Annotated in this window: 22 protein-coding genes; 12 read left to right on the forward strand and 10 right to left on the reverse strand. The window is 38.3% G+C overall.

Features of this window, described 5'->3' with window-relative positions:
- Positions 1–39: 39 nt before the first annotated feature.
- The 4 genes from KO02_RS12720 to dinB form a co-directional block, all read right to left on the reverse strand.
- Positions 40–384 carry a winged helix-turn-helix transcriptional regulator gene (locus tag KO02_RS12720; protein WP_038698844.1) on the reverse strand — a complete coding sequence of 115 codons (345 nt, stop codon included), beginning with the start codon at positions 382–384 and terminating at the stop codon, positions 40–42.
- 36 nt (positions 385–420) lie between these two features.
- On the reverse strand, positions 421–1,446 hold the full coding sequence (locus tag KO02_RS12725; protein ID WP_038698846.1) for an LLM class flavin-dependent oxidoreductase: 1,026 nt from the start codon (positions 1,444–1,446) through the stop codon (positions 421–423).
- 242 nt (positions 1,447–1,688) lie between these two features.
- Positions 1,689–4,817 (reverse strand): DNA polymerase III subunit alpha, encoded by a 3,129-nt coding sequence (locus tag KO02_RS12730; RefSeq protein ID WP_235212252.1) that lies wholly within the window; start codon positions 4,815–4,817, stop codon positions 1,689–1,691.
- Complete coding sequence (dinB, locus tag KO02_RS12735; RefSeq protein WP_038698849.1) at positions 4,750–5,898, reverse strand: DNA polymerase IV; 1,149 nt, start codon at positions 5,896–5,898, stop codon at positions 4,750–4,752. Before dinB ends, KO02_RS12730 begins: the two co-directional genes overlap by 68 nt.
- A 76-nt stretch (positions 5,899–5,974) precedes the next feature.
- Between dinB and KO02_RS22815 the strand changes: the two genes are divergently transcribed.
- The 6 genes from KO02_RS22815 to KO02_RS12760 all read left to right on the forward strand — a co-directional run bounded on the left by KO02_RS22815 (position 5,975) and on the right by KO02_RS12760 (position 10,106).
- Positions 5,975–6,214 (forward strand): helix-turn-helix domain-containing protein, encoded by a 240-nt coding sequence (locus tag KO02_RS22815; protein WP_200878548.1) that lies wholly within the window; start codon positions 5,975–5,977, stop codon positions 6,212–6,214.
- Between the two features lie 542 nt (positions 6,215–6,756).
- The gene (locus KO02_RS12745; RefSeq protein WP_051959915.1) at positions 6,757–7,149 is read left to right on the forward strand and encodes an NADPH-dependent F420 reductase; all 393 of its coding nucleotides are present in this window, start codon (positions 6,757–6,759) and stop codon (positions 7,147–7,149) included.
- Positions 7,150–7,391: 242 nt separating this feature from the next.
- Positions 7,392–7,997, forward strand: a complete 606-nt coding sequence (locus tag KO02_RS12750) for a hypothetical protein (RefSeq protein ID WP_038698851.1) — start codon at positions 7,392–7,394, stop codon at positions 7,995–7,997.
- Complete coding sequence (locus KO02_RS12755) at positions 7,997–8,845, forward strand: hypothetical protein (protein WP_038698853.1); 849 nt, start codon at positions 7,997–7,999, stop codon at positions 8,843–8,845. Before KO02_RS12750 ends, KO02_RS12755 begins: the two co-directional genes overlap by 1 nt.
- A gap of 60 nt (positions 8,846–8,905) precedes the next feature.
- Positions 8,906–9,076 (forward strand): hypothetical protein, encoded by a 171-nt coding sequence (locus KO02_RS23800; RefSeq protein WP_158500290.1) that lies wholly within the window; start codon positions 8,906–8,908, stop codon positions 9,074–9,076.
- 166 nt (positions 9,077–9,242) lie between these two features.
- A complete protein-coding gene (locus KO02_RS12760; protein ID WP_038698855.1) occupies positions 9,243–10,106 on the forward strand; it encodes an OmpA family protein in 864 nt (287 codons plus the stop codon).
- A 77-nt stretch (positions 10,107–10,183) separates the two neighbouring features.
- On the opposite strand, the gene KO02_RS12765 is transcribed toward KO02_RS12760, so the two are convergent.
- Positions 10,184–10,495, reverse strand: a complete 312-nt coding sequence (locus tag KO02_RS12765; RefSeq protein WP_038698857.1) for a helix-turn-helix domain-containing protein — start codon at positions 10,493–10,495, stop codon at positions 10,184–10,186.
- Between the two features lie 100 nt (positions 10,496–10,595).
- A complete protein-coding gene (locus KO02_RS12770; RefSeq protein WP_038698859.1) occupies positions 10,596–11,864 on the reverse strand; it encodes a hypothetical protein in 1,269 nt (422 codons plus the stop codon).
- Between the two features lie 287 nt (positions 11,865–12,151).
- On the opposite strand from KO02_RS12770, the gene KO02_RS12775 reads away from it, so the two are divergent.
- The 4 genes from KO02_RS12775 to KO02_RS12785 all read left to right on the forward strand — a co-directional run bounded on the left by KO02_RS12775 (position 12,152) and on the right by KO02_RS12785 (position 14,484).
- Entirely contained in the window at positions 12,152–12,547 is a 396-nt protein-coding gene (locus tag KO02_RS12775; RefSeq protein ID WP_038698861.1) for a hypothetical protein, read from the forward strand.
- 190 nt (positions 12,548–12,737) lie between these two features.
- Complete coding sequence (locus KO02_RS12780; RefSeq protein WP_038698863.1) at positions 12,738–13,724, forward strand: AraC family transcriptional regulator; 987 nt, start codon at positions 12,738–12,740, stop codon at positions 13,722–13,724.
- A gap of 201 nt (positions 13,725–13,925) precedes the next feature.
- Positions 13,926–14,192 carry a hypothetical protein gene (locus tag KO02_RS23590; protein WP_144243320.1) on the forward strand — a complete coding sequence of 89 codons (267 nt, stop codon included), beginning with the start codon at positions 13,926–13,928 and terminating at the stop codon, positions 14,190–14,192.
- A gap of 73 nt (positions 14,193–14,265) precedes the next feature.
- On the forward strand, positions 14,266–14,484 hold the full coding sequence (locus KO02_RS12785; protein ID WP_038698865.1) for a hypothetical protein: 219 nt from the start codon (positions 14,266–14,268) through the stop codon (positions 14,482–14,484).
- 95 nt (positions 14,485–14,579) lie between these two features.
- Here KO02_RS12785 and KO02_RS12790 read toward each other — a convergent pair whose 3' ends face one another.
- From KO02_RS12790 to KO02_RS12805, 4 genes are all read right to left on the reverse strand, one after another.
- Positions 14,580–15,833, reverse strand: coding sequence for a TlpA family protein disulfide reductase (locus KO02_RS12790; RefSeq protein WP_038698867.1), 1,254 nt, complete (start codon positions 15,831–15,833; stop codon positions 14,580–14,582).
- Positions 15,834–15,837: 4 nt separating this feature from the next.
- Positions 15,838–17,199 (reverse strand): RagB/SusD family nutrient uptake outer membrane protein, encoded by a 1,362-nt coding sequence (locus KO02_RS12795; protein WP_038698869.1) that lies wholly within the window; start codon positions 17,197–17,199, stop codon positions 15,838–15,840.
- 10 nt (positions 17,200–17,209) lie between these two features.
- A complete protein-coding gene (locus KO02_RS12800) occupies positions 17,210–21,775 on the reverse strand; it encodes a SusC/RagA family TonB-linked outer membrane protein (protein WP_081918376.1) in 4,566 nt (1,521 codons plus the stop codon).
- Positions 21,776–22,025: 250 nt separating this feature from the next.
- Positions 22,026–22,691 carry a hypothetical protein gene (locus tag KO02_RS12805; protein WP_038698873.1) on the reverse strand — a complete coding sequence of 222 codons (666 nt, stop codon included), beginning with the start codon at positions 22,689–22,691 and terminating at the stop codon, positions 22,026–22,028.
- 975 nt (positions 22,692–23,666) lie between these two features.
- On the opposite strand from KO02_RS12805, the gene KO02_RS12815 reads away from it, so the two are divergent.
- A complete protein-coding gene (locus KO02_RS12815) occupies positions 23,667–24,266 on the forward strand; it encodes a hypothetical protein (protein ID WP_038698877.1) in 600 nt (199 codons plus the stop codon).
- 171 nt (positions 24,267–24,437) lie between these two features.
- A complete protein-coding gene (locus tag KO02_RS12820) occupies positions 24,438–24,965 on the forward strand; it encodes a GNAT family N-acetyltransferase (protein WP_038698879.1) in 528 nt (175 codons plus the stop codon).
- The last annotated feature ends 256 nt before the right edge of the window (positions 24,966–25,221 follow it).

Consider the following 25,221-nt stretch of genomic DNA (forward strand, 5'->3'; position numbering starts at 1 on the left):
TCCTAGCATTTTTTCTTGTTTTTTTGTTATCGGAAAAACTTACTCCATCACCTTTTTCCGATGATTAACACCCCAATCTTTAAGTGCATAAATGATTGGGGTCAACGTGTTTGCATATTCCTCCAGTTGGTAAGAGATCTTTATTGGATATTCCTCAATAATAACTCTCCTGAGCAATTTATTCTGCTCTAAATCCTTCAATTCTTTCGCTAAAACTTTTGGTGAGATGCCGGGAATACTCTCCTGGATATCGGTGAAGCGGTCATTACCAACACCAACAGATATGATAATTGGTATCTTCCATTTCCCATTGATAACATCCAACGTATCTCGCACTGGTTTTATGGTATCTAGACAGTCAAAGTGAACTTTTTTTAGTGCCATAACTTTAATTTTTACTATACTGATGAGCAGATAACGTTAATTTGAATTGGCGCTATCGTCATCATTAATTTCTTTCATTACTTCAGCAAACATTTCTGTAGACTTGATCCTATCCTTAATATCATACATCGTCGATACCACAATAAGTTCATCCACTTGCGTTTCTTCCAAAAATGCTTTCGTCAGTTCTTTTACCCTTTCCTTAGTACCCACAAAAGAGTATTTAAGCATCTGATGTACATTTGGATGATAGAAAATATCTTGCAGATCATCCGTCATTTCTGTTGGTGGATGTAACGGTAGAGAATTTCCAGTCAAAACACCCAAAAACATTCTGATCAGTGATGTGAACAATTTTTGTGCTTCCTCATCCGTATCCGCAATAATCACATTGACACCCGCGATCGTGTAGGGTTTTTCCAGCACTTCGGAAGGTTGAAACTCATCCCGATAGATTTTTAATGCCCGCATTAAATGATCGGTAGCAAAATGGCTTGCAAATGCATAAGGCAATCCTTTTCGAGCTGCTAAATGTGCACTATCTGGACTTGACCCCAAGATGTAAATGGGAACATGCGCATCTTCCGCTATCGGTGCTCTTACTTTACCTGTACTATTGGATTTTGAAAAGTAGTTTTCGATCTTCTCAATTTCTGCAGGAAAAGAGTGCGCAGCTTTCATGAAGTCCGATCGGATTTCTTGAGCCGTCAGGGTATCTGTACCTGGAGCTCTTCCCAGACCTAGATCAATTCGGTCTGGATAAAGTTGAGCAAGAGTTCCAAATTGCTCTGCAATGATTATAGGGGCATGATTAGGCAGCATAATTCCACCCGACCCTACTCTTATTTTACTGGTATTTTCGGCTACGTAACCAATCAATAGCGAAGTAGCACTACTGCCTACTGCAACCGAATTATGATGTTCGGCAAACCAATAGCGTTTATAATGATTTGCTTCTGCCACCTTTGCCAGTTCCAGCGAATGGTGCAATGTTTGTCTGAATGTACTGCCTTCGGATACGATGGCTAATTCTAGAATGGAGTGAGCGATATGTTTTTTCATTTTTTCGAAATTTTGATTTTATTAAATAACAGGTAACACGAATAAATCAAATGCGCTATTTCAACTCGATATTTTCGAAAGTAGCGATCAACTCATTTTTACACCATACAAAAATAAAGCAAATTTACTAACCAAAAGATAGTAGTTACCTAAAGGAAAGTGAAATATAAAAAATGAGTTGTTTGTTTTATAATACTCATCAGATTTTTATACCTATGAAATGTCCGCTATTTATTTACGGCCTATTTCATAGGTTTCATCCTAGGCAGCCCAATCTCATGTTCTTGTGGATAAGGAGCTCTAAAAGTCATGCTGACATCTTCCTTCATACGTTCCTGAGCTTCATACTTCTTATCTTCATCATGCGAATAACGTGGATCGGGAATAAAGGGCATTTTTGCCATCTTCGTTATCGTAATGGTAGGAAAATGGAAGTCCACCTCTACTATCCCTAATAATAAATAACATCCACCCCCCAGAAAAGGATATCTTTCCAAACAATCCGGGAAATGAGCCGTATCAAAATAATCGCCGTTGTTATCCACCCAAGTCCCAAAATACATGATTCCCCGTTTTGTTGGCACATGCTTCCGCGAAATGAGATAGGCCAGCATCTTGACCTCTTTTTTATGATATTTGATAAGCGCATTGGCCATCACCGACCCTCTATACCGGGTCTGCAACAGATCAAAGGGAGTACAGGAAACCGGGAAACTTAAGATTTCAATCTCGTCAAATGCATCTTCAAACAAGTTTCGTTTTAATTCCGGAAATTTAAACTCTTTTATAGGCTCCTCAAACAAGGTTTCAACCCTACGGCCAGGTTTAAAATCTCCGAGCAGCACCCTAGACTTTAGCAACAGCTCATTCTTGGGTACACCCGAAAATCGAAAAGCACCTATAAAGATCAAGATCTGTAACGTTTCGATACCGATCGGAATACGTTTAATAAAATCCTCCAGCGATTTATATGCGCCATTTCTGTTTCTTTCATCAGGAATTAATCGCCCAATCCTCGCTTCCACTTTCTCCAGATGCATAAATCCCAGATACACCTCATCACCATAGAGCGTCGTTTGTTGCTCGCTCTTATTTACGCATGGATTCAAGATTTTGGCACCACACATCCGAGCCTCATGTATGTACACCTCTGTTCTATAAAAACCGCCCATATTATTGATGACAGATACCATAAATTCTAATGGATAATAGACTTTAAGATATAAACTCTGATAGCTTTCAATAGCGTAAGAAGCCGAATGCGCTTTACAAAATGAATACCCCGCAAAAGATTCAATCTGCCGATAGATTTCTGCACTCAGATCTTCGGGGTGCCCCTGTTTCCTGCAAGATTCAAAAAAATCATCCTTCACCTTTTGAAGCGCTTCCTGTGATCTACCTTTTCCGCTCATCGCCCGTCGCAGTATATCGCCATCTGCAGCAGACACTCCACCATAATGGAGCGCTATTTTGATCACATCTTCCTGATAGACCATGATACCGTAGGTTTCACCAAGCTGCTCTTCAAAGATGGGATGAAAATATTCAAACTGATCCGGATTATTATGCCTGAAAATGTATTCGCGCATCATGCCACTTTGTGCTACACCAGGACGTATGATCGATGATGCCGCCACAAGCACCTTATAGTTATCACATTTCAACCGCCGCAGTAGACCACGCATGGCAGGACTTTCGATATAAAAACATCCGATAGTTCTCCCCTGATGTAAAAATTCATTACATAGCATCTCATCCTTAGAAAGAGCCGTATCCTTAATATCTACTTGTATTCCCCGTTTTTCTGCTAGTAGTTTTACCGTATCATTGATCGTACCAAGCCCGCGCTGCGACAGAATATCAAACTTCTCAAAACCGATATCTTCCGCAACATACATATCCCACTGTACGATCGGAAAACCTTTGGGAGGCATCTCAAGAGCAGTAAAATTGGTCAGCGGTTCTTCAGAGATGATGATCCCACAGGAATGCATACTGCGCTGATTGGGAAATTTTTCCAATAACTTTCCATACTCCTGAACCTTCTGTACAATCTGGTCTTTAAACACCTGCTCCCGATTATTGGTCAATCCATCCAGTTCCTCTTTAGGTAAACCAAATACCTTTCCCACCTCGCGTATGATGGAGCGGTACTTAAATTCGACGTTCGTACCACAAAAAGCAACATGATCTTTCCCATAACGATCAAAGATATAGTGCAATATTGTGTCTCGCTCCTGCCAGCTCCAGTCAATATCAAAATCGGGTGGACTTTTCCGATTTAAATTCAGAAAACGTTCAAAGTAAAGATCCAATTCCAAGGGGCAGATATCTGTAATCCCCAAGCAATAAGCAACAATACTATTGGCACCACTTCCCCGCCCCACATGCATAAACCCCATCCTGTTGCTATACTGGATGATGTCCCAGGTGATGAGAAAATAACCACTAAAATTCAATTCATCGATTACCTTTAGTTCTTTTTCGATACGCTGTATGGCCCGTTCATGGTCTTTTCCATAACGCCTTTCCAATCCTGCATATGCCAATCGCGTCAATTCAGTGATATCAGCAGCCTTAGACCCCATATAGTGTATTTTATTTCTCGGTGTCGCAAACTCAAAATCAAAACTGCACACGCGTAATACATTTTTGGTATTCTCGATTATCTGCGGATAATGCTGGTAAGCATCCAACAAAGATTGTTGTGACCTAAAATATTCAGATTTACTGCATATTTCACTTTCCGGTAATTTCGACAGCAGCATATTGTTATCGATCGCACGCAAGATCCGGTGCAAATTGAATTCTTTTTTGGTCGTGAAAGTCACCGGATTCAACATCACCATCTTTGGTATCAAGGCCTTATATCTTGAATGAAACAAGCTATTCAGCTCATCCTCACGGACGCCAATATATTCATGCGCATACAGGTTTTTCGGAATATTGTGCAGCGGATAGATGACAAAACAATTCGTGAAATCGGGCTGAGTAGGCAGATCAATATCGTCACAATTATAGGCCGTCAACACCCGGTTCACCTCCCCTATACCCTTAAACTCCTTCGCTATCACGATATAAAGCAACGCGCTTCCTTTTCGAACCTCAACACCAACAATGGGTTTTATACCCTTTTCTTCACACTTTTTTTTGAATTCATAGATTCCAGTTATGGTATTGATATCCGTCAGCACAAGCTCCTTGATGCCCAAAGCAACGGCTTGTGCCACAAGATCATCAATGGACAGTGTACCATAACGAAGACTATGAAAGGAATGACAATTCAGATACATAATTAAACCCTTATGTCGAAAAATTAAATCCCACTGCCCTACCAACCGCATCGCTTCCATAGCGCATTTTAATGGCATCCATAGCCTGATACAGCTTGATAAGCTGCGCATTATCTTCAAATAAATTCATCTGATAACTGCCATGCACAAGATCTGTAAACCGCAATCCTACCAATCGGAGACGCATCCGTCTGGTATAGATTTTATCAAAAAGTTCTAGTGCTACGCGCGCCAAAGTATGATCTGCAGCAGTATAACTGACCCGGCATTGCTTGGTTTCTGTATCAAAATTAGCGTAACGAATCTTGACCACTACGGTAGCAGTCAGCCATTTTTCCTGGCGGAGCTGATAAGCCAACTGCTCAGCCATACCGGAGATGAGACTTTTCACAATCTTAATATCCATGGTATCGCTACTAAAAGTTCTTACCTTCGAGATCGACTTTCTTTCCGAGTAAGGCATGACAGGCGCTTCATCAATTCCATTTGCTTTCTTCCAAAGGTCGGTACCATTTTTTCCAATCATCTGTTGCAATACCTCCATCGGCATTTCAGACAGCGTACCTATCGTACGAATCCCTACCCTGGACAACAGCTGAAAAGTAGCGTTCCCCACCATGGGCATCTTTTTAATGGACAGCGGGTTAAGAAAAGAATGGACACCTCCAGATGGTATCTCACGGTGGCCATGAGGCTTGGATTCACTGGTACCGATTTTACTGACCGTCTTATTGATCGATAGGGCATAACTGATGGGCAATCCGGTTTCCTTTTCAATTCTGGCTCCCAGTTCATTGGTCCACTTATAAGCCCCAAAAAATTTATCCATACCAGTCAGGTCAAGATAAAACTCATCGATAGAAGCCTTCTCCATCACTGGTGCGCACTCCTCAATCACTTCTGTCACCGTATGAGACATTTTGGAATACAATTCCATATCCCCTTTTACCACCCTGGCCTGCGGGCAGAGACGAAGAGCCATTTTCATAGGCATAGCCGCCCTTACGCCAAAAGTTCTTGCCTCATAACTACAAGAAGAAACCACTCCGCGATCCCCACCACCAATAATCAACGGAATACCGTCAAGTTGCGAATTTACAAGTCGCTCACAGGATACAAAAAAAGTATCCAAATCCATATGTACAATCGCTCTGCTCATTTCACTAAATTATTTAGTAAAAATGCTAATATTTTTCACATATATCCTTATATTTGCTGTGATTAATATTCACAAAATGTCAACACTGTCGATTTTATCGGATAACATCAGGTATCTCCGGATGCAGATACCCGGACTTACGCAAGGTAAAATAGCGGAGAAGCTAGCTGTTACAAGAGATTCTTATGCAAAATATGAGATCGGAAAAACGGCTCCACCATTAGATGTGCTCTTAGCACTATCGCGCTACTTTCAGGTAAGCACAGACCTCTTACTCACTGTCGATCTAAGGAAATATCAGAAGCAACTGTGTTGAAATCAATTGCCATGCAATGACTTGTTCCTCCAGTCCGCGTTTTCCTTGATGATTGGTAAACCAATCGCAGGTACACTGCTGTTTACCTCCAGCAATAATCACGGTATGCTTCACTCCTGAACGCTCAACTCTAGTTTCGATGTAGCAATGTTCAGGAGCTGATAGCGTTATGAATATTGAAAATTTCTAAATCCTGGTTTTGGAAGCTCGAGATTTCCGCGGAGTGTTTTTCCCTCATATTCCGTATGGAAAATTCCGCGTTCTTGTAAAATGGGAACGACCAATTCGATAAAGTCTCTGAGGCCGTACGAGTAGTTACCTAAAGGAAAGTGAAATAAAGGATGGCCTGTAAATACCGCTTTTAACAGTTTTAAACTTAAAATCAACTTTCCTTTAGGAAAGCCCTATACAATTGATAGGCATAACTTTGCGCTGTACAACACAGCATCGCGAACTGCTTTTAATATTAAGTAGCAGAGAGCTTAGGTAGTATACACACAATTTAAAAAACAACGAGCATATCTGAACAACTGGGAAGACCCGTGATCAAAGCTTTTAATAACTTATTGGCTGAATCACTTGTTAATGGTGGGAAAGATGCTGGAGCTGAAGACAGAATTGCAATGGCTATAGCCGGCGATGATGCGGAAGCAAAAAAAGTAATAGCCGCATTAGTTCATGAAGCGGGTTATGATGCCGTTGATTCCGGCACACTTTCAGCATCTTGGAGACAGCAACCCGGAACACCAGCTTACTGTACAGAATTGAATGCTGCAGAATTAAAACAAGCATTAGCAGATGGCGTGAAAGAAGATGCACCAATTCTGAGAGATAAAGCTATTGCCGAACTTTCAGCGAGGTCACCATTTCCATCCCATCCCGATGTCGTTAACTATAATAGAGCATTGTTTACTAAAAACCCTAAAGCTCTGTAAAAGGAAGCGGTTATGGCATAGCACTTAAAGCGGTGCCGGAGGTTATTTACTTAAAGAATCTAAAACGATTCTTCCTAACAAATCGGTTGACATCTTCGCACATTAAATTGGGAAAATAGATTTTTCAAGTTAAATATTTATTGCAAATAGACTTTAATTTATTTCATAATCACTATATTTATAAAGAAAACCAAATATGAGATAAGCAAAAATAGCCCTTTTAACTTTATAAGTTTAATGAAATGAAAATACCCGTTATCAATATTCGATATATTCTTATACTTTTTCTAGGAGCCATCGTACTCCAATCCTGTACAAAAACAGCTCCCGAAGTAATACCTGAGCCAAAACCTGAAAAACAACCAGACCCTATAAAGGATCTGACATATGTTTACAGCTCGGAGAGCCAATTAGAATTTAGCCTTTATCAAAATAATGAGTTGAAATCTTCATTTGAGCCAACTGATCAAGAAAAAAAATTCAAGAACCGTCCAAAATATTTCAGACCTCAGGCAATGACCCTCAAAAAGGATTCATTGTTCATTTCCAAAGTTGGTGGCCACAAGGAGTCTTATAAAATAAAATGGGAAAAAGAAGATTTGTTTATTTATCAGGATCAAGACAAGGACTGGGAACACTTTGCTACCAAGAACGACAAAAATGAGATCTCATTAAATATTGCACTCTATAACAGTCAATTAAAAAGCGAGAATTCCAATGCACTACGCTCGGGTCAGCTTTATAATCCATCGTCGATAAATGAAATATTGAGTGATAAAAGTAGAGCCGAAATGAATACGATCTGGTTAAAAATCAAGATTATTTATGTACCCGAAAATATAAAGTAATGAAACTAAAAGTACTAATCATATTATTGCACCTATCCTGTTTAAACGTCATTGCACAAGAAATCAACGATGACAAAGACAGGATTTTCACCAATAAAAATATTGAGAAATTATACCTGGGTGCAATTATGAAGATCAATTCGCTCAATGCCGATAATTATGAATTTATTGAAGCTCCAAACCTCCCTGCTGTAGACATTTTAGAAACAGCAGATGTCACGCTTATAGTTCCGAGCAGATCTGCGATGATAAAATATATACTTAAAGATATTGAGGGGGATGACTTATCAGTAATAGTCAGCGAATCTTTACCCAATACCCGAAAAGTAGCATCTTATGAAAACTTAGGGGCAATTTTTGGTCAAAAGATCAATGCAGAAATAATGCTCGCAGTCAACCCAAAAGCTAAAACTTCCAAATCCCTATATGCTGCAAGATTTACCAATCTTATCTATAGTTTATCATGTATGCCTGATTTTGCCAAAGCAAAAGCACATGCTGCTATGAAAGGTCTCGATCCTAAGGACTTCATGTATGTTGATGGAATCTCCTTTGGCAGGGCTGCATCAATTTTTATTGAATCTGATGCAGACTATGAAACTATAAAAACACTCATAGATAAAAAATACTTAAAAAGAGAATTAACCGAGCAGGACGAGGCGATCTTGGCAAATTCAACGATTCATTTCCAAATTTCGGACACGAAACAAGTAAACCTTCTGGATGGAGACCCTTTCGAAATCATTCGTCATTATATGACTACCCCTATTACCAAAGAAGACTTTCTAAGACCAATCTGGTTTACTGGATCTGATTTAAAGGATGGCGATATGGTATATACACCTTAGAAATATTTTCGAAGCCTCCATTTAAGCCAGTGAATAAAAAAAATAGCTTACTGTACAGAATTGAATGCTGCAGAATTAAAACAAGCATTAGCAGATGGCGTGAAAGAAGATGCACCAATTCTGAGAGATAAAGCTATTGCCGAACTTTCAGCTAGGTCACCATTTCCATCCCATCCCGATGTCGTTAACTATAATAGAGCATTGTTTACTAAAAACCCTAAAGCGCTGTAAAAGAAAGCGGTTATACAGCAAACCATTATATGTTAAAATAAGAACCGTTTTTATTCGTTTATGTTATACTATGTATTAACATCAGGTCGTATGCCTGGACGGCAAACAGTTTTGTGTTTTGCACTCGGTCAGGCGATCGATGAAATAACTTATTAATTTTATAACGATGAGATATCCGCTAATAATTTGCGCCCTCCTAGCGCTAGCAACTTTAGGATCCAGTTGTACGAGTAATAAAAAATTTGCCGCACTACAAGCAAATTACACGCAGCTACAACAAAGTAATCAAGACCTCAATAGCCGCTTGCAGGCAACTGAAAATGATTTAAGTGGCTCAAAAATCAGGATTAAGAGTCTGGATGAGCAGATCGCTTCCGAAAAATCAAATGTTGCCGCTTTACAGACAGCCTTAAACAACTGTCTGAATTCTAGCAATCAAGGAAATGTGAATATTTCAAAGCTTGTGGATGAAATCAATTCGTCTAACAAATACATTCAACAGCTTGTAAACAGTAAAAACAAAAGTGATTCACTCAATTTAGTGTTAACCAACAACCTCACACGTTCTCTAAGCAGAGAAGAAATCAGAGATGTAGATATTCAGGTATTAAAAGGAGTCGTATATATATCCCTTGCTGATAATATGCTCTATAAATCTGGAAGCTATGAAATCTCAGAAACAGCAGGAGAAACATTATCTAAGATCGCTAAGATTATCACAGATTACAACAGTTACGATGTACTCATCGAAGGTAATACGGATAATGTCCCTATTAACATGCCTAATATCCGCAACAACTGGGATTTAAGTACCTTAAGAGCTTCTTCCGTAGTGATGGCTTTGCAAAACAACTACGGAGTAGATCCAAAACGTCTTACCGCAGCTGGACGTGGGGAATATAATACGATCGCACCTAATGATACCGAGGATGGAAAGGCTAGAAATAGACGGACTCAAATCATCATTACCCCTAAGTTAGATCAATTTATGGAACTGATCGGCAAAGCTCCAGATACAAGTATGGACTAAACAAGAAATTGTAAAAAGTGCTAAATAGAAAAAGCTAATCTTTCGATTAGCTTTTTCTTATTTAAAGGCATTACCAATTAAATTCGCCCCCTTCTCCTACCTTCTTTTAGTTGCCTGTCCAAATCGGACATATAATAATAGTGGCGCTTTCCCTTTCTTCGCGGTATCAATTCGCCCTGTTTTACCCAGCGGTAATAGGTCGCTTCAGAAATCTTCAACAGGTCTATCACCTGATTGATATCGAGCAGAACAAGCATTTGCGGAGGATCGGCTTCCGCATCGTGACATGCTTTCGTACTCGAACATACCTCATCCTGATGCACAGATTTTTCCAACAACTGGGTGATGTTTTCCAGTTGTTGACAGATTCGTTTAATAAAACTTAACATAAATTGAGTGTTAATGCACGGTACCGAATCCTTGGGTATCCAGGTCAAGGTTGCACAACTTGAAAGCCCAATACCTTACTGTTAAAGATGAATTAATCGCTTACTCTTTTTTGCTTAATGTATCGTACAATCTTGCTGCATCCATTTTAAGTAAACAATCGGGTTCCCAAAATTTTTTAAAGCTTTTTCTAAAATGTCTAGACAATAATATTTGCTTCAATTGATCATACTCAACCATTTCATCCAAAACGTTTTGACAATAATCATTAATTAAGAGATTATTCTTACCCGTGGATTGCGCACCGGGTAAAACAGTGCTTTTACAATACAGCATATTCAATGTCACATCCGAATTCACCTTCTTCATCCAAGGGCTATCCAACAAAAATGCCGTTTCCTGGTCATCCAAAATCCATTTTTCTCCCGAAACATAAACACCGATATTATATTTTCCGACCTTTAGGGTCAGCATCACTTCATACACACGACTTTCCCCACTTGGTTGTACACCATGATATACATGCCGATCCCAGATAAAATGCAGCAATGCATCCATAATTCGTGCCTCTGTCCATATCAAAGGCCACTCACCTTTCCCATCCAATTCATATTTTTTAATAGATGGAAACAATTTATTCACCTTCTTAGCTTCCCGATTACCTAATAAATCTACTTGATTTTTTAAAGCCAAGTTTTCAGCTTTCATTACTTTAATTTTCTCTTCGTTATTTTCCTGTATATCAATCGACTTAACACGTAACGCATCACTTTTGATCTTTAAAGATTCATGATCATGCAATAGATATTTATGATCTTTTGACAGTACATGATGGTCTTGACGCAGTTCCCGATAAGCGTTGTCCAAAACAGATCGTTCAGACATCAAGGCATAAGAATCCATCAAAATTTTTCTAGTATTATGAAAAGGTAGAAGTGCTGCTTGCGGACGAGCAAACAAAAAACAACAATAGCTGAACAGTGGTGTGATAAAAAACCAGAAGTCAGCTCTAAAATATGCCATAGAAAATATAGACTTACCAGTCTTTAATCCTATTGCCACATGAAGTACCATCATATGAAGTGATACAATTACACCTACTGCCAGCAGTACAAACAAACTATACTGCCATTTCCTTGACAACTTATATAAACCATTATAATCGGTATACCAAAAATTAATGAACCAAGACAATAACATGAGGTATACGAAAAGAAGCGGAACAGTCATCAGCAAGATTGTACGAAACGGTACGCTTTTCAATCGAGCCATCGGATCATGCCATGCACTACCGAGATTGATGAGCAAGGTGCATAAAAGAACACCAATAATGTAGACCAATAATTTTTGAAAAAATCGAGCAGATTGCATAAGACAGAGAAAGTTGGTTTTAGGATTAAATAATTCAGATGACAATAAAAATTAAATATAATAATATTTATTATTCAATACATTACAAAAACACAATTTTCACAATATTTTTAACTATTTCAAACTAATTAAACACTAAAAATCTATTTTATTACATATAAACCGCGTAATTTAATATTTTCATTATATACACTATAGTGTATATAATGAAAATATCCCTCCTAAAGCACTTGCCGAGGACAATATTTGTTTTTTTATTTGTGATTCATTAAATCATAAAAACACATATGAAAAAAAATTTCGACAATACAGGTGTCGTTTCATTCCAAACGGAATTGTTTCTAATGAGCATTATCCAACGTCAAGACATGATGGATCTAGCCCGAACTGATCTTGCAAAATTGCTTTTAGACTACTTTTACATGAGCCCAAGCCAGCAAGCATACATTGCGACAATGACGCCAGCATTTAAGATGACGACCGGAAATGGAATTGCTGAAACCTGGGAATCGGGACAGTATATCCAATTTCAAAAGGATGAAAAACCACCGGACGACCATTACAAAGATTTGGTCGTCATCGACCCCGCTATGATCAACAACATAGCTGATCAATCCGACCAAGAGCAGTCCGTACCAATCCGTCTACCCATTTCCATCTGGATCAGATATCAATTGCAGTAGTTGCCCTGTTAAAGGAATATTGTACCGATCCCAATTCCTTCCTTTAATCTCCCAAAAAACCAATAAACTATGAATAATGATTGTTTTGAGCTGATTGGATAGACCCATCATCGACCGAATCTAAAAGTTCGGTCGGTACCGGGTACATTATTTTTTCGGCCACACAAACCTGCAATCTTTGAACTCCCTTATGATAAGATCCATCATTTTTAATCCACATCCAGATGCAAAGGAAATCATGCATCCTGATCAACTTGTTACCTACCCCATGCGCCATGCTGATAGTCGTTACTGGGAATTTGACGACAATCAATTTGCAGAGCAGACCTTTGATGGTCGCTATGCTTACCTATATTATTACGAATTTTGGATCAGTACACCTGTATCACTTTCGTTCAGCTCCATAAAGCCCGACCTTCATATATGCTACCCATTAGAAAGCACAGGCTATGCTATGCTGTTAACAGAAAATGAAACCACATTTAACCTACATCTCAAACAACAGCGCGGTCTGTACCTCTACATTCCCGAAACCGAACTCATGCTCACGCTTCCCGCTGGCCACCATATTATCACGGGTATCACCTTAGATGCAGGCTTGTTCCGCCCCAATCAAGAACGACCATTTGAATTTCTAATGCCTTTGGTGCAGGCCAAGCGGACAGCCGATCCACGTATCCTATACAGTATGGAGTTTATGATCGGACCATTAACTTACAACGCGATATTGACCACATTCGATCGGATCAACCCTAAAGTCATGGACAACGAATATGTGCTGCTCCACCATCAGATCTACCTCATTTATCTATCCAGACATAAGATATTAACGGCCGACACCAAACACAGCACCACGGTTGAGCTTATTGAAAATGCACGCGACTATCTACAGCTCACGATTAACAAATTCGGCGCAAAAGCTCGAATTCAAGATATTGCCAAAAGCCTACAGATCGATCCGAACAAATTATATCGCATCCATCAGCAACTCTATAACTGTAGTTTTCAAGAATACCGCAATCAGCTTTTGCTGGGCCGTATCATCCAACAGCTCCATGACTATCCCAATCAATATGCGGCATTAGCTGAAGAACTCAATTTTTCAGGGCCAAGTGAACTCAACCGATTTTTCAAAAAAAAGACAGGGCAATCACTCAGTCAATACAAGAGATCTTAAATAGGCGGATAAGCACCATTTTATCAAACTGTGGATTCGGCATAGTCGAGAAACGGATTCGGCATAACACCCAATACGGTGTTCGCTGTACCTTTGAAATAAGATATTAATGAAATAGAGAAAAGAAAAACCATTCATCTCAATAGCTCCAAAAGAGCAGGGAATTTATAACGCAAACGAAAAAAGATTAAATAAAAGATCATGCAAAAGCAGACAAATAGAAAAGAACAATTTGGAAGACCACCACACAACATCAGGTTTGCAAGCACAAGCTATGCAGCCACAGCGCTATGCTGCAGGATGGTTGACCAAATCGGGCAAAGCCTGGGTTCTTTACTCGGAAGCTGTTGTTGCGCCGGTCCGGTGCACAATGCACATGGACGTAAATTTACAACCTTCCCCTACTGGGTAAAGGGGAAAAAAACAGTTTGGCCGAACGAACCAATGTCCCGACGCCATAGATACTGATAGCACACCCAAGGGTGAGCTTGGGAATAAATTTAAAAAATATGATAAAGTTTAAGATAAGTAGTATACTATTATGGCTTGGTTTGAATTAACCGGCTCTAATCCTACACAATCTTCAGATTATACATTGAATAATACACCTTCATGTGGAGGGCAAGATCAAATCTGTGCAGTACAGGCAACACCAGATACTTCTGGTCAAAAACCTATCCTATCTGCGGCATTAAAAGATGAAATGATTTTAGCTTTACACAACCGTACGGCGTCGACAAATGTACAATTGAGAGACTAGAAGGATTATCCAATCGCACTAATGCCTAGGAGCTAGGCTCCGAAGCAAAATAGATATTTTTTAACGGGGTAGCTATCCACTACCCCGTAACTGTTTTAGTTAACCTCTTCAAAAACTAAGACTTCTATTGGTCTTAATTCCATAACTAGTTTTAATCCATATCCTATTAATTGCTCATTCAGGTTCTCTATGTTCGAGTAATCTTTGATCTGAATATTCATCATCGAATTTACCTCATCCACTACTGGTGGGAAATCCCCCTGATAATCAAGCATAAAAGCCAATACTCCTGTCCCTCCCAAACCACCATCTTTATTGTGCAATTGAATATTTTTATTATTCTCACCTTCTAATTTTCGAATAACTAAACTTGGAATTTCTTTGGTTGACCAATACACTTTAAGACCAAAAAATCCATTCAAATCATTCAAAATAATCTCCGCTTGCTCCGACTCAGACCTTTTGATTTGATCGTATCTCTCATAGCAAATCCCATTTTTCAATAACCATACATTCTTTCCATCACCACCTTTTGGATATTGATACCTACTTGAATCTTTGACTTTCCAAATTATACGCTCATCTTTCATCAAGAATGTTGGTTTTTTAATTTTACTCCAAGCGGCTGTATATGCCCCCAAGATATCCATATTATAGAAAGTCGTCTTCTGTAAGTTAGATATAGAATCAACAGCAATTTGAATACCTGTTGTTTCTACACCATCTTTATATCCAAAAATCTTGACTGAACCAACAAGCTGCTCTTGCCCCAATGCATCGCTTTCCTTATTCAACCCATCATTAAAATCAGATTTCAAAGGCAATTGAATAGCACCATCTTTGTACAGCAAACCTATATTTTCCTTTGTCACAAAATCCGAATAGGTAATCGCTTGCACCTTATTCTGGTAGAGCCATGCGGTATGTGGCACCCCTTTATGGGGGAAATAGTTACGCAAGAGATCAGCAGAATAGATCGTAGGCAGTTTCACTTGATGCTCTTTCAAGAAACTATTCGTTTGATAAAACTTTTCAATGGTCTTTTGATCCTGCCAAGTCACCAAAATCAACTGAAGCTTATCCCCCATTTCATCCTGTAACTTCTGCAGTTTCGGCATAGCGGCTATACAATTGCTACAGAAAGTATCAAAAAAATCAAGTAGGACTACTTTATCTTGAAAGGATTTGATGTCTATCTTAGTTTGTTCATAATTAATAAGAGCTTGCAAGGGCAGATCTGGTAACACCTGCCCTATTTTCAATTCTTTACTGCGGTCGATTTTCTTTTGTGCCCAAATTACTGGGCACAAAAAAAAACTTGCAATTATTACTAATAATATTTTTTTCATAGCTTTATCTTTTATTTTGAGGCATTCCAGATTCTGATATGACTAAATCAGGAATCAAGTGAGCATATTTCAAACTATTGGGTTCTAGTCGATATTCTTTTCCATCGATGACACGAACCAATGTCTTTTTAAAGTGATCATCTTGGTTCAACCGCTTCAAATCGGACCAACGCTGTCCACGGAAAATCAATTCCTTTCGTCGTTCTTCAAGAACTATACGAAGCAATTTACCAGGATCTATTTCTGTTATCGGATTGAAAAAAGCTGCATCAATCCGGTTTTTCAAAAGCGTATTGATATCAAACAAAGCTTGAGCAACTTTCCCTGTACGAACAGCTGCCTCTGCTCGAATCAAGTATACTTCACTCGTCGTCAAACCTACAAAGGGTTGTGCATCCGAATTGTCATAGGAGCCTTTAAACCCATAATTATCCACGTCATTAGCATTGGGTTGAAAAAAGATATTCTTTCTATAATCGTATTCACTATATTCTTCATAGAGATTAGTATCGATTCGAGCTAGATAATGAGACAACAAAGGGGTATATACCCCAATAGCAGGAAATAGCACCTCTTTATTAAAGCGATCAATTGGAAAGCCTGCATCTTGATTCAACTCTTTATAGTTCAACAGCGCCTTTTGCAATTGCAAACATGAATCCGCATAACCATACGCTTGCTTATAATCCTGCATATCCAAATAAACACGAGCCAATCCAGCATAAGCAGCGGCTTTATGTGGCCTTCCTTTAAGCGTTTCCGTTTTAGGTAGATGTGCTATCGCCACTTTATAATCCGATATTATTTGCACAAAGCTTTCCTTCAAATTCGCACGTACCGATTTATAATCCATATCTGGGTTCAGACGTAAGGGTATCCCCATTTCTTGAGCAGCAGTATTTTCTCGGTAAGGCATGGTAAAGGTCGTCGCCACCTGATGGAAAGCAAAAGCCCGAAAGAAATGAGCTGCCCCCACGACTTTATTATATTTATGTACATCCTGTGTTTGATCTAATTTGGAGACCACATCCAAAATCTGATTACTCAAGTAAACCACTTTATAAGGGTTTTGCCATTGATTATTTAATAATACCATATCAACAGCCCAGATATAGCTTTGTTGGTCCTCATATTCCGATATAGCAGACCAGTTCGATGAATTCAAAAAATAATCATCATTGGCCACCTCACCCAAGGTCGGATAACCTGTATTCATTGCTGTATAGTCGCCCAACAACAATTCGCAATGCTCCAAAGAGTTTGGAACGACCATTTTTTGATCAGGCTTCAGATCCAAAAAACCAGAACAGGAACTACTTATAAGCACAGCTACAAGTAGGATTGTTTTTAGTAATATTCTATTCATGATATTCGATTTAGAGGTTAAAATTAAAACCTAAAGAAACAGACAAGGGATCAGGAATCGCGTCCCCATATTCGGGGTCAAGACCTAATTTATTAGCTCGCCAAATGGTTCCAGGATTCTGGATATAAGCATAAACACGAACATTCTTCAATCCAACCCTTTCTAATTCTTTTAACGTGTAACTCAATTGAATATCACGTAGTTTAATTTGGCTGGCCGATTCCACTAATGCGGATGAATAGTAATATAAATCACTCGCATATAAATCATTAGGGTAAGTGAAAGAAGGCACATCAGTTTTTAACTCGTCACCTGGTTGTTGCCAGCGCAAAGCATAATCCAAATGACCAACACCTCGATCAATAAACCAACGATTATTAAAAGAACTCCTCAAGAATTTATGCCCGAGTTTATAGGATATATTAAAAGACAACTCCATATTCTTATATGTGAAATTATTACGAAATGAACCAAAATGAACAGGTTGTAATGACCCATGATTATCCAAATCATCGACCTTACTCTGATTTACAATTATTCCATAATCAGTAGAAACTTTCCCATTAACATAACCACGTGGCATCCCATTTTCAGGGTCCAAGCCAGCCCATTTATAAGTAAGTAAACTATAAAGATCCATCCCTTCAATAGGGCTCAATAATAGATTATATGGCCCAGTTACATAATCTCTTGCTCTATCATTAGTTAAATACGATTGTTTGACGGTTGTTCTATTATAAGCAAATACCAAATTAGAAGTCCAATTAAAAGAGCCGGTTTTAATATTCAAACTATTGACTGAAATATCCACACCTCGTCCATCCAAATTCGCAGAGTTCACATTCAACGAGCTATAACCCGTAGACGGGTCAATTTTCGCTCCTGCAATCAAATCTTTGGGTCGTTTAATATAATACTCTATCGAACCCGATATGCGATCTTTAAATGAAAAATCCAAACCTAAATTCAGCATCCCGACACGCTCCCAACGTAAATTAGGATTAGGTGGCGATTGCATACTCGCATATGGCTGACCCGTTATATATTCTGGAGAAGATTGTATACTAATAATGGGATATGCTGCCGTACTGTTATTCACATTACCATTATACCCATAAGTAGCACGCAATTTTAACATTGGGAATACCTGATTATTGATAAAGTTTTCTTTTGATAACAACCAAGCGCCACCCAAAGACCAAAAGGGTTGCCCTCTTCCATTTGCTTTCACTCCAAATAAGTTAGAAGCATCTTTACGAATACTCCCACTTAAGATATAACGACTGGCATAAGAATATGAAGCATTGGCAAAATATGAAATATAACGATTTATGTACTTACCTAGTTGTGAGTAATCATAGATCATAGCTGCACCTCCTATGCCATTTAAAGCAGGAAAGGGTTTGCCATAATTAACATTTTGGTAGCTTAAAACTTCTGGGTTATATCCATTTAAGACAGTACTCATAACCTCGCTTTTAATCTGCCTTACCTCTGTTCCAGCTATAACATTTAATTCATGCGTATCACCAAACTCTTTATTAAAATCTAATTGGAACCTCCCTTGATGAGTATTATTATATTGATGCAACTTATATAAGTAATCTCCGACAGGCATATTCCAAGTAATCATATCTTTATTCCATGATGTTAAATAATTAATTGCTGATCTTTGATGAACACTCCCCATACCTCTCCAAGTTTCAGATGGTTGACCTGCAGTTTGATAAGCATATAGAGTCGATAAGCTTAATAATTTAGTAATCCGATAAGTACCTTTTATATTAATAAAAGTCTCACGAATATTTGTTAAAAGATGAGTTTGGTCTAGTTCATCCAATGGCCTATACTTCCAATCCAATAATCGCCCACCCGCCACAGTATCTCGGAATATTGGATTATAACTGATGGCATCTACAACTAATGCTTGACCATCTCGATCAGCCAACTGCATGTAAGGGAAATTCCCAGTACCTCTTCCCATTAGATTATAACCAACCATCGCCGTATTAGCATCTTTTCTTTTTGATTCTGTATAAGTAACTCCCAAATCCAAAATCAAATTCTTAACTGGACGTATCTGAGTATTATTTTTCATGGTCAGTCTTTTATAAGAGGACGTTACTAAATCCCCTAAATTATTATCATAACCAACAGAAAAAGAAGTGTTCATGTTTTCAGAACCACCACTCAACTGGACATTATATTGCTGATTCACAGACTCGTGATAGATGTACTTCAAAAAATCTTCTCGCATATCAATACTTCGCAAGCCATCCAACTCCTTGTTCATCTCTATATCACTTAAATCACCTTCCTTATGCTTTTTCAATAATTGAATAACCGGGGTTAGATTCTGACTATATCGGTTCATCCGACTATTCCAATAGCCTTTATCAAACAGTTCTTTTTCTGCATCAATATAATCTGAAGTATTCATCTGCGGATAATAATACAAATCAGGCTTCCTTCCAATTGTAACATTACTGTTTACCGAAAGTTGAAAGGGTTGATTATATTTCCCTCGCTTAGTGGTTATGACAATCACCCCATTACCAGATTTTGCACCCCAAATGGATGATGCTGCCGCATCTTTAAGTACGGTTATGTTTTCAATATCATTGGGATTAATATTATTAAAATAACCATTCAAAAAATCAAAGTTTGATTCATACGGTACACCATCAACAACGACTAAAGGCCACTTTATAGTGGTCAAACTTGCCTCACCACGAATACTAAATCCAAGAACTTTCCCTCTACCTGGAGCATAACTTTTATCAAACGATATACTAGGCACCACATCCTCTAGCCTACTCACAAAGTCTGTCGAAACCTTTCTGTTGAAGAGTTTATTATCCACAAATTCAAAGCTACCAGTTGCTCTTTCTTTCGGGATTTTTTGGAATCCTGTACTCACTACTTCAACTTCTTCCAGTTGATTATCGGATGCATTTAGTTGTACAGACAATATCACTCCGGAAGTGTACTCCAGCTCTACTGTTTTGTAACCAACATTAGTGAATTTCACTTTTCCTTTCCGGTGTGCTACTGGTATGCTGAACGTACCGTCATTCTTAGTGGATATCTTGATATTCTCGGCTTCGACACGCACTGATACGCCTTGAAGTGGCTTCTTGTCCACTGCGGATACGACCGTACCCTGCAATACATAGCCCTGTTTGTTCTGGGCTTGGCTAACTAATGTTCCGAACGTCATCAACAACAGTAAAATCTGTGCAATCGATAACCTTGCAGCACCACATAAACGGACAACACCCTTATTTTCAACCACCTTCCTCACCCCTTGCATTAAGTTTGAGTTGCGTTTTAAACGATTCAAGAAATTATCATAAACAAAACGAATAAATACTTGACTCAATAATTTAGAAGGCTTAAAAGAGCTTATTTGAGATAACGCACCCTCCAAGATCGAACTACCTACTTCTCGATCAGAAGACACCTCGAACTTACAAAACGCCGTACATCTCCAGTAGCTTCTTAGTACCTCTTTGGTACCTCTCCAGTAGCTTCTTAGTACACTCCCAGTACCTTTTCGGTACCTTCCCCGTGAACTAACAGTACTTAAACAGTACATTCTGGGTACCGGGTTCGTACTTGCTTCTAATCTGCTTCGGACCTCACCCATCTCCTGCACACCCCTGACACATCCTGCGCACATCGGCTGCCCAAGAAAAGGTAATTGGAAGGTAATTAAAGGGTATTTAGCAACTCGTAAATACTTCGAAGCTGGTACGAACACAGTACGATGCTGACCCGAATTTGAGAACAACCTATCCTCACTAACTCCTATCCTGCTACAGATCTTTTTCCCCCTTTCTTCTGACCTTATTCTGCCATTCTCCGGCTTTTTATCCAATTTTATTCGAGTTGGCTTTGAGTTTTCATACGGATTGACTCGAAGAAAATTCGAAGCCAGCTCGAAGCCCACTCGTAGAATGTTAGAAGTTGGTACGAAGTTGGTCAGAAGTTTATCAGAATAAACCACCTCCATTGCTTCCCTTCTGCTTATTTCTACACAATCCTCTGCTTCGGCTCTGCTATTTCTTTGCCTGTTCTTTGCTATTTCTTTGCCGTTTGTAGGCTTATTGGTTGCTATTTCTTGGGGCCTACTTTGCACCTCCGTTGCTATTTCTTTGCTGTTTCCTTGGTGTTTCTCTGCCTTTTCTTCGGTTCCTGTTCGAGGTTTGTTCGAGTATCCTTCGACACTTGTTCGAGACCGCTTCGACACTTGTTCGGGTGCTGTTCGACTCCGCTTCGACTGGGCTTCGGGAAATTGCCGAACAACGGTCGAAGAACTGCCAAACGAATGGCAACCTAATCCCCACTCAGGTACGCAGCTATCCTCAAGAATAGACGAAATATCATCAGTAAAAACCTGACTACCAAAACACACATTAGTTGCATGTGCAATATTATTTTCAAGCGCATATTCAGCTGTAGGAAATCGACGTGCTATCCCTAGCTGCATGCACTTGTTTTTTAGGTTATAAATGGACTGGAGAATACCCTTAAAATAGGCATGTACTCTCCCATCCTTATAAAAATTAATCATTTTTTGTAAGGTTAAATTTAACGTTTACCTGAGGGCAATAGACATCCAGGACAACTTACAATAGAAGCTATTCAGTTACCCATAAGCTTGCGCTCAGGTTATAATAAAAGTTGGAATCGAAAAGCGTTATACGTCTGTCGTTAATTTATCATAATTGGTTATCAGCACGCTTTCATCGACATGAAGTCATCCTTGATGACTTGCAATCCTACCTATTTAAGGCAGGACTTTCGCCTGTCTTAACATGACACTAGGACGGAATAACTTTGTTAGACTTCACAATCATCATCAACTGCTCGTCCCAGATCAGCTCGACCGACTCACCAGTAATGGTCAATACCTTTCGGCTACCCTTCACGATGCTCAATTTCTCGACTCTCATTTCTAACTCAAAGTGTTTGTTCATATCGTTCAGTATCCGCTGACGGTATTCCTCACGCTCTGTTTTAGCAGGTACAGCCAACTCGTAAGCATAAGTGGGTAAGATTCCGAAGGGATCATCCGAGATAAAATGTTTACGCTCTTCACCCAATACCAGTACCTGATTGGTCGGAAACTCGGCGGGCAAACCCAATGCAAACAAATAGATTTCGTATATCGACATGTTGATGAGCGATATCCGCAAAACATCAGTACGGTCATTACGCACCACCATACTATACGCATCCGAAGGCTCGAGCAAACGGATTAGCAGTGAATAATAAGGCATTGCAGGCCGTTCCTCCTTCACATACTGCAATGCCTTTGGCGGCGATTCTTGAGCACTATCAATAGACTCCTGTTTAAAAAATCGTTCGGGTAAAAGATTAATCATAATTGGTTTTTTGACAATAGGAATCTTCTTTTCACTTCTGTACGACGACATTTCTTCTCTTAAGGTTAGTGCATAGCTATCCAAATAGCAAGTATTTTGCATGATTTTAAGCTTTTATTTGGCTCCCTCAAAAGCGTACTAATTTGGACATAGCATGGGCCTTTAAGGAAACCAGGTTAAAAAAATAAATAAGGAAAATGCAATTTTAAGTCTTCGACAATTGGTTATAATAGGGCTTCCGATATTGCATAATTTGGTTAAGAACAAAAACCGACGATAAAATATTAGTGTATCACGATAAAAGGTGACGACAATAAGTTGCTTTAATAAACGAAAAAATGTACTTTTAGAGTTACGAATTGAAAAAGTGACAATTGATTCCGTTTTATTGTGTACAAATACTGTCTACCAATAGAATATAATCGATCACATAAGCCATATATTGATGGGAACAAGCTAGTTATAAATTATCTAGAGTGCGACATCTTGGGTATCTAGTCTGGTGTATACGCCCTACTGCAATACGCATGAATAGCCCTTTTGATTTGGATCAAGCTACCCTCACCTATGGCATTATGTTTTTTAGTATCCGCTTATTTCGGTGGGCGAAAATTGTTCTTTATTATATTAGAATGGACGAACCGATGACCTTGATCCTGGATCAGGTAACTGTGGGTTCTAGTGGTGTTTTTAATTCGTTCTATCATAATTATTTAATGGTTATGACAACGATGTACACTCTGGAAAAAGGCCTACCAGATTGGTGAAAAACCAATAGGGCGAGTCCCAATGCTCCGTTAGTGGTGCCGCTAAGTACCCCCACAATCGAAATTATGGGTCCCCGGAGACTAACATGGGAATCGCCCTATTGGACTAATATCTTCAAAGATAGTAAAATCCAATAGAAAGCGAACCCAAGGTCTACTCATAGGGAAAAATTTAGCGGCTTCCTAATATGAGTGACATCGTATTCGTAGAGATAACCTCTACTCTAGTTGTCGCTTATGTTACTAAAACAAATATACACACAATAATTCGTGTTTCAAAATATTCATAACACGAAGTAAAATAAATGCTATGAAATTTAAGACAGATGAAGTAGAATTAATAATTAATATTCTTGAAAATCTTAGGAAACATTTCAATATTACGAAATCTGAAATAGATAAAAAATCCAAGCTTAATGCGGGGCAATATGGCAGAATGATACTGAGAAATCAAAAAATAGACATTGAATCATTAAAAGATATATGTAAAAATGTATATAATCTAACTATTAAAGAAACTTTAAATTTAGAAAACGAATTTCCTAACGAAGATAAATTGCCAACTGATATACAAATACTAATAAAAGGAAGAACTAAAGTTAGAGAGCAGGTCAAAAGAAATTTCCCATCACATCTATTTATAATAATTGATAAAACCATTCAAGTGGGAGATATCATACATAATGATATTCTAAAATCTTATTTACCAGATGACTTAAAAAGTAAGGCAATAGAACTTGATAAGACGAGCATAAAGAATTTCGTAGTGAATATCAACGAAGGAAAAAAGGGAACTAAAAAACAATTTAAACTAGTTACTTCAATTCCAGAAAATATTCTTTCAAAAGCGCAAGGCTCTGTTGATGCTCTCTGGTTAAATGAATTTATTGAAGACTTGAAAAAAGTCTAATTAATGGAGAAATGATCATAGACCATATCAAAAAACATTCTTTAAGGAAAACGAAAGGCTCATATCTGAAAATGACAAAAGTAAAAAATTCTATTACCTATACATTGCCACTTAGGGTAGCGTCACCGAAAAAATAAGGGTCAAAGTACAATAGCAAAACATATATCAAAAATGACGGAATTAAATTTTAGTACAGAAAGATTATATATAAGACCAGTTTCAGAAAAAGATATCGAAAATATTCACCGTTTACACAGTCTAGATGAAACCGATGAATTTAATACTTTAGGAATTCCAAAAGATATTAATGAAACAAGGGAAATTGTTGAGGGCTGGATTTTAGAAAATAATAAAAGCCACACATTTGCTATTGAATTAGAACAGGAGAACGAATTTATCGGATTAATTGGAATCAAATTAGGAAAAGAAAAATATAAAAATGCTGAAGTCTGGTTCAAATTGGATTCCAGATTTTGGAATAAAGGCTACGCAACAGAAAGTTTAAAAAGAATAATAGCTTTTGGTTTTGACGAATTAAATCTTCACAGAATAGAAGCCGGTTGCGCTGTTGAAAACACAGGCTCTATACATGTATTGGAGAAGGTTGGAATGCTGCGAGAAGCACATACAAGAAAATTATTACCATTAAAATCTGGTTGGTCTGATAATTACGGATACGCCATTTTATCAACCGATTAACTACTGCTCTAAATTATGATAACAGCCATACTTCTTTTATTGCTACTGTCATTAACTACAATCGTTTTTGGACAGGAAACCAGAACATTACCTGACTTCTTATAAGCATTGACTATAAATACAGAAGATATCCAAGGATATTACAATAATATAAACGCCAACATCAACGCAGATACACCAGAATGGTCAACATTTTCAGAGATTTTCAAAGGTGCTAAGGTTTATGAGTAATAGAAGATAATCACAGATATCAAGA

The sequence above is a fragment of the Sphingobacterium sp. ML3W genome, assembly GCF_000747525.1.
Taxonomy (GTDB): domain Bacteria; phylum Bacteroidota; class Bacteroidia; order Sphingobacteriales; family Sphingobacteriaceae; genus Sphingobacterium.

What these genes read in the sequence shown, in the direction of transcription:
- KO02_RS12720 (WP_038698844.1), bottom strand. Translation starts at nt 384, where the DNA reads ATGGCACTAAAAAAAGTTCACTTTGACTGTCTAGATACCATAAAACCA.
- KO02_RS12725 (WP_038698846.1), bottom strand. Translation starts at nt 1,446, where the DNA reads ATGAAAAAACATATCGCTCACTCCATTCTAGAATTAGCCATCGTATCC.
- KO02_RS12730 (WP_235212252.1), bottom strand. Translation starts at nt 4,817, where the DNA reads ATGCCATTAAAATGCGCTATGGAAGCGATGCGGTTGGTAGGGCAGTGG.
- dinB (WP_038698849.1), bottom strand. Translation starts at nt 5,898, where the DNA reads ATGAGCAGAGCGATTGTACATATGGATTTGGATACTTTTTTTGTATCC.
- KO02_RS22815 (WP_200878548.1), top strand. Translation starts at nt 5,975, where the DNA reads ATGTCAACACTGTCGATTTTATCGGATAACATCAGGTATCTCCGGATG.
- KO02_RS12750 (WP_038698851.1), top strand. Translation starts at nt 7,392, where the DNA reads ATGAAAATACCCGTTATCAATATTCGATATATTCTTATACTTTTTCTA.
- KO02_RS12755 (WP_038698853.1), top strand. Translation starts at nt 7,997, where the DNA reads ATGAAACTAAAAGTACTAATCATATTATTGCACCTATCCTGTTTAAAC.
- KO02_RS12760 (WP_038698855.1), top strand. Translation starts at nt 9,243, where the DNA reads ATGAGATATCCGCTAATAATTTGCGCCCTCCTAGCGCTAGCAACTTTA.
- KO02_RS12765 (WP_038698857.1), bottom strand. Translation starts at nt 10,495, where the DNA reads ATGTTAAGTTTTATTAAACGAATCTGTCAACAACTGGAAAACATCACC.
- KO02_RS12770 (WP_038698859.1), bottom strand. Translation starts at nt 11,864, where the DNA reads ATGCAATCTGCTCGATTTTTTCAAAAATTATTGGTCTACATTATTGGT.
- KO02_RS12775 (WP_038698861.1), top strand. Translation starts at nt 12,152, where the DNA reads ATGAAAAAAAATTTCGACAATACAGGTGTCGTTTCATTCCAAACGGAA.
- KO02_RS12780 (WP_038698863.1), top strand. Translation starts at nt 12,738, where the DNA reads ATGATAAGATCCATCATTTTTAATCCACATCCAGATGCAAAGGAAATC.
- KO02_RS23590 (WP_144243320.1), top strand. Translation starts at nt 13,926, where the DNA reads ATGCAAAAGCAGACAAATAGAAAAGAACAATTTGGAAGACCACCACAC.
- KO02_RS12785 (WP_038698865.1), top strand. Translation starts at nt 14,266, where the DNA reads ATGGCTTGGTTTGAATTAACCGGCTCTAATCCTACACAATCTTCAGAT.
- KO02_RS12790 (WP_038698867.1), bottom strand. Translation starts at nt 15,833, where the DNA reads ATGAAAAAAATATTATTAGTAATAATTGCAAGTTTTTTTTTGTGCCCA.
- KO02_RS12795 (WP_038698869.1), bottom strand. Translation starts at nt 17,199, where the DNA reads ATGAATAGAATATTACTAAAAACAATCCTACTTGTAGCTGTGCTTATA.
- KO02_RS12800 (WP_081918376.1), bottom strand. Translation starts at nt 21,775, where the DNA reads ATGATTAATTTTTATAAGGATGGGAGAGTACATGCCTATTTTAAGGGT.
- KO02_RS12805 (WP_038698873.1), bottom strand. Translation starts at nt 22,691, where the DNA reads ATGCAAAATACTTGCTATTTGGATAGCTATGCACTAACCTTAAGAGAA.
- KO02_RS12815 (WP_038698877.1), top strand. Translation starts at nt 23,667, where the DNA reads ATGAAATTTAAGACAGATGAAGTAGAATTAATAATTAATATTCTTGAA.
- KO02_RS12820 (WP_038698879.1), top strand. Translation starts at nt 24,438, where the DNA reads ATGACGGAATTAAATTTTAGTACAGAAAGATTATATATAAGACCAGTT.